Consider the following 6175-nt stretch of genomic DNA (forward strand, 5'->3'; position numbering starts at 1 on the left):
CTTTCTTGGCTGATTGGCCGCCGGAACAATGGCCCGACTGAAACCGTGTTTGGCCGCTTCAATCAGTCGCTCCTGACCATTGGCTACCGGGCGGATTTCTCCGGCCAGGCCTACTTCGCCAAAGGCAATCAGGTCCTGGGGTAAGGAGGTATCCCGCAGGCTGGATACGATGGCCAGCAGGCTGGCAAGGTCAGCACTGGTTTCTGTGATTTTTACGCCGCCTACCACGTTAAGAAAAACATCCTGGTCACTGGTAAAAATCCCCCCATGGCGAGTCAGGATAGCCAGCAGCATGGCCAGACGATTCTGATCTACACCCACCGTTACACGACGAGGATTCCCTAGCTGGGATTCAACCACCAGGCCCTGAATTTCAACCAGCAGGGGACGAGTACCTTCCCACAACACAGAAATAATGCTGCCAGAGGTCGCTTCCTCAGTTCGGGAAAGGAAGATGGCCGAAGGATTTTTGACTTCCTTCATCCCCCTTTCAGTCATGGCGAAAACACCCAGCTCGTTCACCTGACCAAAGCGGTTTTTGGTGGCTCGCATCATACGGAAACGGGAATCATCGGTATTGCCCAGCATGATCTGGGTATCAATGATATGGGACAGGGTCATGGGGCCGGCCAGCGAGTTGTCTTTGGTAACGTGACCGACAATTAGCAACACCGTGCCAGTCTGTTTGGCATAGCGGGTCAGAAAGGCTGCTGATTCTTTCACCTGGCCAACGCCACCGGGAGCGGAGTCGACGCCATTCATGTACATCACCTGAATGGAATCAATAACGATAATGCCGGGCTTCTCTTGTTCGGCCACCGCTACAATATTTTCTGCCGAGGTTTCCATCAGCATTTTCAGGTTATTAGTGGGCAGACCCAGCCGTTGTGCCCGGGCTGCAATCTGTTGCAGGGACTCTTCACCGGAAACGTAAAGGGCATTCATGGACTGCGCTACGTGGCAGAGCACCTGCAGCAGAATGGTACTTTTACCCGCACCCGGGTGGCCGCCAATAAGTACGGCACTACCTTTGACAAAACCGCCACCCAGCACCCGGTCAAACTCCGTCATGCCACTGGAAAAGCGGGGAGCTTCATCAACATCCACTTCACTGAGGGTTTTCAGCCCGGAGAGGGTGCCGGCAAAACCGGCTTTGTTGCTGGCCGCAATGGATGGGGAGGCAGCAGGGCCAAGGTTCACTTCTTTGTAGGTGTTCCACGCCTTGCAGTCTGGGCATTGCCCCTGCCATTTAACGGCTTCGCTGCCGCATTCGGTGCAGACGTACGCTTTTCTGGATTTTGCTTTGGCCATGAAGAGTCTATGCGTAAATAGTACCAGTCTAACTGGTCAGCGTGATCTCTGACAAACCTCTGTTGAATGACAGCACTCACGAAGCACACAAGGTAGAAATGGTATTACTCCATATACTCAAGAAAACAGCTCACCACTATAGTGATGTCCATATGTTCCATTTTCAGGAAGTGCTGAATTGTCTGCTGTTGCCGTTCTGCCCAGAATGCTGGGAACCCTGCTCTATTATTCGCCAAACTCTGAGGAAGCAAAGGGGGTAATCTCCCAGCTTTCTGAGCTGCCGGAACTTCTGGATTGGCAGAATCTATCTTTGATTGAGGAAGCTTCAGATCGAATGTGTTCTGTCGAGCCTGAAGACCTGCCTTATCAGTTTTCACTACTGTTTGAAGGCCAGGGAGCCATGGCGGCACCACCCTGGGGATCCGTTTACCTGGACAGAGATAACCTTCTGCTGGGTGAAACGGCTCAGGCGTATCGCCAATTTCTAAAGAAAAATCAGGTAAAGCTGGAAACCTCCCTGAATGAACCGGAAGACCAGTTTGGTTTAATGATTCTGGCCATGGCTTATTTTATGGAAACAGAGAATGACGAAGCCGTTGAAGAACTGCTGAGTACCCATCTGCTGCCATGGGCCGGGCGTTATCTGGAGCTGCTGGCTGAAGCGGATGAAAGTGGTTTTTACCAGGCATTAGCGGTTGTGGCAGAAGAGTTTCTGAGTGAAGTATCTGCTGCGTATGACGTTATTCAGGACACTGTCAGGCTCTACCGATAAATGATTTATCTTTAAAATAGCTTCACGGATATTCTCGACGTCGTTGCGGCAGCGACACAATCAGAAATTCTGGAGCTGTGCGTATACATTTCATAAACATCAGCAAAATAACCGATCAGGCAGCCACAAACTGTTGCGGTTCTTATTACAGGGTGTTTTACAAATATGGGCAAACACCGGCGCGCAAGCAGTGTCACGGTATGATGGCTGTTGGGTGAATAATGGTTTATTAATGTAGTCAGGCCTCGTGCGAGCAGAGCCGTTTTAAACCCGGCGAATGCACCTCTCTTGGCCAGTGTGTCCGATGAATAACAGCTGTCGCCTACGTGGATTTTTAAATGCTCTGCGATTTTAGGATTGGAGGGAGGGGATTCCATCATAATAAAACCTTCTAACAGGATGGTTGAAACAAGGTGCAAGAAATGAAATAACCTCTTGCTCTACTCATCACTCAGACAGTTATTCATCTATTTAAGTTTCACCTCATTCATTTTTTCTCATTCCCACGGTTCCCGTGGGAACGCTTTCCCTCCTCTACTGCTGTTTCATCACTTGCAGAATAGCCTGAACCGGGTGTGGAATTTTTCCATCGCCATAACGCTTCACCTGGCTTCTGCAGGAATAACCGGTGGCCACCAGCTTGCCGCTGTTCTCAGGGTTCTGAATAACGTCTTTCCAGCTCATATCATAAAGTTTGCGGGCGATTTCCTGGTTTCGGGTTTCATGGCCATAGATACCTGCCATACCGCAACAACCGGTCGCCTTATAGGTGAGCTTCAGGCCCAGGTCACTGAATAACTGCTGCCACTGAGCGGGGGCTGCAGGAACATTGGACGTTTCTGTACAGTGCCCCAGCAGAACAAATTCTTCAGCAGTATCGTCGGAAAGATTCATGTTTAACTGGCGCAATCTCTCTGACTGTTGGGCAAACCATTCGGACAGAAGAAGAACCTCAGGCGACGCTTCTCCCATCACTTCTTTATACTCATCCCGGTAGGTCAGGGTTACTGCGGCATCAATACCCATCAGGCTGATACCACCGTCAGCCAGCGCTTTCAGCTCCTGTCCATTGGTTCTGGCAACTTTCTCAAAGCGACCCAGGAAACCATAGACATGCAGTACCTTGCCGTTGGGTTTGTAGGGGGCGATCAGGGGGCGATAACCCAGGCGAATCAGCAGTTCTACCAAATCAGTCAGCAGCGGTGTTTCAAAGAAGCTGGTAAATGCATCCTGAATAATGATGACCGTTTTATCCCGCTCATTGTCTGGAATGGCATCCAGAAGCGTCCGGTTGGCAATGGCGGCACCAGCACGACAACAGTCGTTAATAGGTGACGAACTGGTAATGGCAGGAAGATCCTGAAGGCCAATGGTTTTACCCGCAATGGTGTTGGCTGCTGACCAGCCCATCACCAGGTTGTAAGCCGGTTTGAACTTCGCCAGTACCGGCAGCATGGGTTCCAGCAGACCGGCAACATGATGCTTCACCGGTCTTGGGTAGCGACCATGATACAGTTCAAAATAGCGTGAGCGAAGATCCGGAACATTCACCTGAATCGGGCATTGACCTGCACAGGACTTACAGCTCATGCAGTTATCCAGGGCTCCGTAGACCTGATGGCTGAAGTCCTCCTCTCCTCGCCATTTGTTCACCAGGTTAATCAGTTTCTGACTACCCCGGTAAACCGTGTCCAGTGGACCTTCCTGACGAATACTCCGGCTTTCACTGGCAATGTCGGCCCCGGCGGCTGTCTGTAACCGGAGCCACTCCCGCACAAGGCCGGATCGCCCTTTCGGGGATTGAGTACGGTCGTAGGTCGCCTTCCAGGTGGGGCACATGGCGCTGTTGGGATTGTAGTTAAAGCAGGCACCGTTACCGTTACAGTAAAGGCTACTGGTGAACGCTTCGAAGGCATCACGGTCTATTTCCCGGTCCTGTTGCCCCCGGGTGGGCACTTCGTCGATTTTAAGGAGTTGAACCGGTTCAGGCAGGATGGCCGGTGTGGCTATTTTTCCCGGGTTCAGCTGGTTGTATGGATCGAATACCCCTTTGATTTCCTGCAGCACCGGATACAGATCAGCAAAAAAGTCAGGGGAGTATTCTGAGCGAACGCCCTTGCCATGTTCTCCCCAGAGTACACCACCATAGCTTTTGGCCAGTGCTGCCACTTCATCACTGATCAACCGCACCAGTTTTTCCTGCTCCGGGTCTTTCATATCAATGGCCGGGCGAACGTGGAGAACACCGGCATCCACATGGCCAAACATGCCATAGGTGAGCTGGTATCGATCCAGCAGAGCCCGGAATTCAAGAATAAAGTCAGCAAGGTTTTCCGGAGGGACGGCAACATCTTCCACAAAAGGTATAGGGCGTGCGTCGCCTTTCATATTGCCCAGTAGCCCAACGGCCTGCTTGCGCATGTTCCAGATCTTTTTGACATTGCCAGTACCCATAACCACATTGTGACCGGCACGCAAGATACTGACCGGTTTTTCCAACTCTGCTTTCAGGCGATCTATACCCTGCTGAATCTCAGCCTCATCTTCGCCGGTAAATTCAACAAAATTAATGCCGTCAATATCTGCGCTTTGTTCGGGAAAAAAGTCTTTAACACTTTCCCAGACACTGTCTGCACGAGCCAGGCTGAGAACCCTTGAGTCAATGGTTTCAATGGAATCAGGCTCTGCTGCCATTAATGACTGAGCATCCTGCAGGGATTCCTGAAAGCTTTTGTAGAAAACAAGAACCAGTGCGGAATATTTTGGAATGGGGAGCAGATTAACTTTAATCTCACTGATAATGGCCAGCGTTCCCTCAGAGCCACAGAGAATCGCGTTCAGGTCATGCTGGTTATCTTTATTAACGATATTGGCCAGATCATAGCCGGTCAGATTTCGATTCAGGTGCGGGAATACTTCAGACACCCGTTGTTTATGTTGTTGGTGGGTGTTTTTAAGAGTGTTATAAATCAGGCCTACACGATCCTGTCGCTGGCAAAGCTGGTCAAGCTGTTCATCATCAACTGGAACAGAATTCCAGATGGTGCCGTCAGCCAGAACAGAAGTCAGTTCAAGTACATGATGACGGGTTTTACCATACACAACAGAACCCTGACCGCTGGCATCGGTATTGACCATACCGCCCACAGTTGCCCGGTTGCTGGTGGATAGTTCTGGTGCGAAAAACAGCCCTTCTTTTGCCGCCAGCTCATTGAGATAGTCTTTTACCACACCGGACTGAACCCTGGCCCAGCGTTCTTCGGTATTGATTTCCAATACCTGATTCATATAACGGCTGGTATCCACCATAAACCCGGAGGTCAGCGACTGGCCGTTAGTACCGGTGCCACCACCTCGGGGAGAAACAACCACCTGTTGAAAGTCCGGTTTATTGGCCAGCGTAAGAATCTTGCTGATGTCTTCGGTGGAGCGAGGGTAGAAAACACCCTCAGGCAGCACTTGATAAATCGAGTTATCGGTGGCCAGAACGGTTCGGTCGGCATAGCCCAGCTCAATATCACCGGTAAAGCCTGCCGAAGCAAGTTCCCGGGCAAAGTGACTATAGAAGGTATTTGTTGTTTTCTGATCCAGCCTGCTGATCACCGCTTTACTCCCCATCAATCCCGGCAGCTATTGTACGTAAAGAGGCGTTATCAGGGAACAACAGTCATTGGTCACAGGTTATTGAGGGGGTCGAAAAAGGGAGAGTTAACACCCAATCATCATCTCCGCGACAGCCTCTTATTCCGATAACGCCTCTTGCAGAATAGCCAGACAACCTCGTTCCCATGCTCTGCGTGGGAATGCATACCGCACCCACCACAAACGAAATAATCAGAGTAAAACTCCGGACCCCATAGGCAGAGTAAGGCTATACCTCGGATTCACGTGTTGCGGCAATTCAGATTACTGCAGCTAAGCGCTGATACCCATACCACCGTCATCCCCGCGCAGGAGGCTGTCGCAAAACCCACCAGGAACCTCGTTCCCACGCTCTGCGTGGGAATGCATAGCCAACCACAGGAATCGTGTCTGTGGTTGGGTCCTGGCGCTACCACGCAGGACCCACAGGGCCTAAAAGCGTGGGAGCGA

3 protein-coding genes are annotated in these 6175 nt (G+C 51.1%); 1 reads left to right on the top strand and 2 read right to left on the bottom strand.

Features of this window, described 5'->3' with window-relative positions; genetic code table 11:
• Positions 1–1311: DNA repair protein RadA (gene radA, locus RM811_RS01365; RefSeq protein ID WP_402520027.1), on the bottom strand; the 1311-nt coding region annotated here is incomplete at its 3' end.
• Between the two features lie 178 nt (positions 1312–1489).
• Between radA and dmsD the strand changes: the two genes are divergently transcribed.
• On the top strand, positions 1490–2083 hold the full coding sequence (gene dmsD, locus RM811_RS01370) for a Tat proofreading chaperone DmsD (protein ID WP_402520029.1): 594 nt from the start codon (positions 1490–1492) through the stop codon (positions 2081–2083).
• Between the two features lie 534 nt (positions 2084–2617).
• Here the strand turns inward: dmsD and RM811_RS01375 are convergent.
• Positions 2618–5686, bottom strand: coding sequence for an FAD-binding and (Fe-S)-binding domain-containing protein (locus RM811_RS01375; RefSeq protein ID WP_402520031.1), 3069 nt, complete (start codon positions 5684–5686; stop codon positions 2618–2620).
• Positions 5687–6175: the final 489 nt, after the last annotated feature.

The organism is Endozoicomonas sp., assembly GCF_031844845.1.
Lineage (GTDB): Bacteria > Pseudomonadota > Gammaproteobacteria > Pseudomonadales > Endozoicomonadaceae > Endozoicomonas.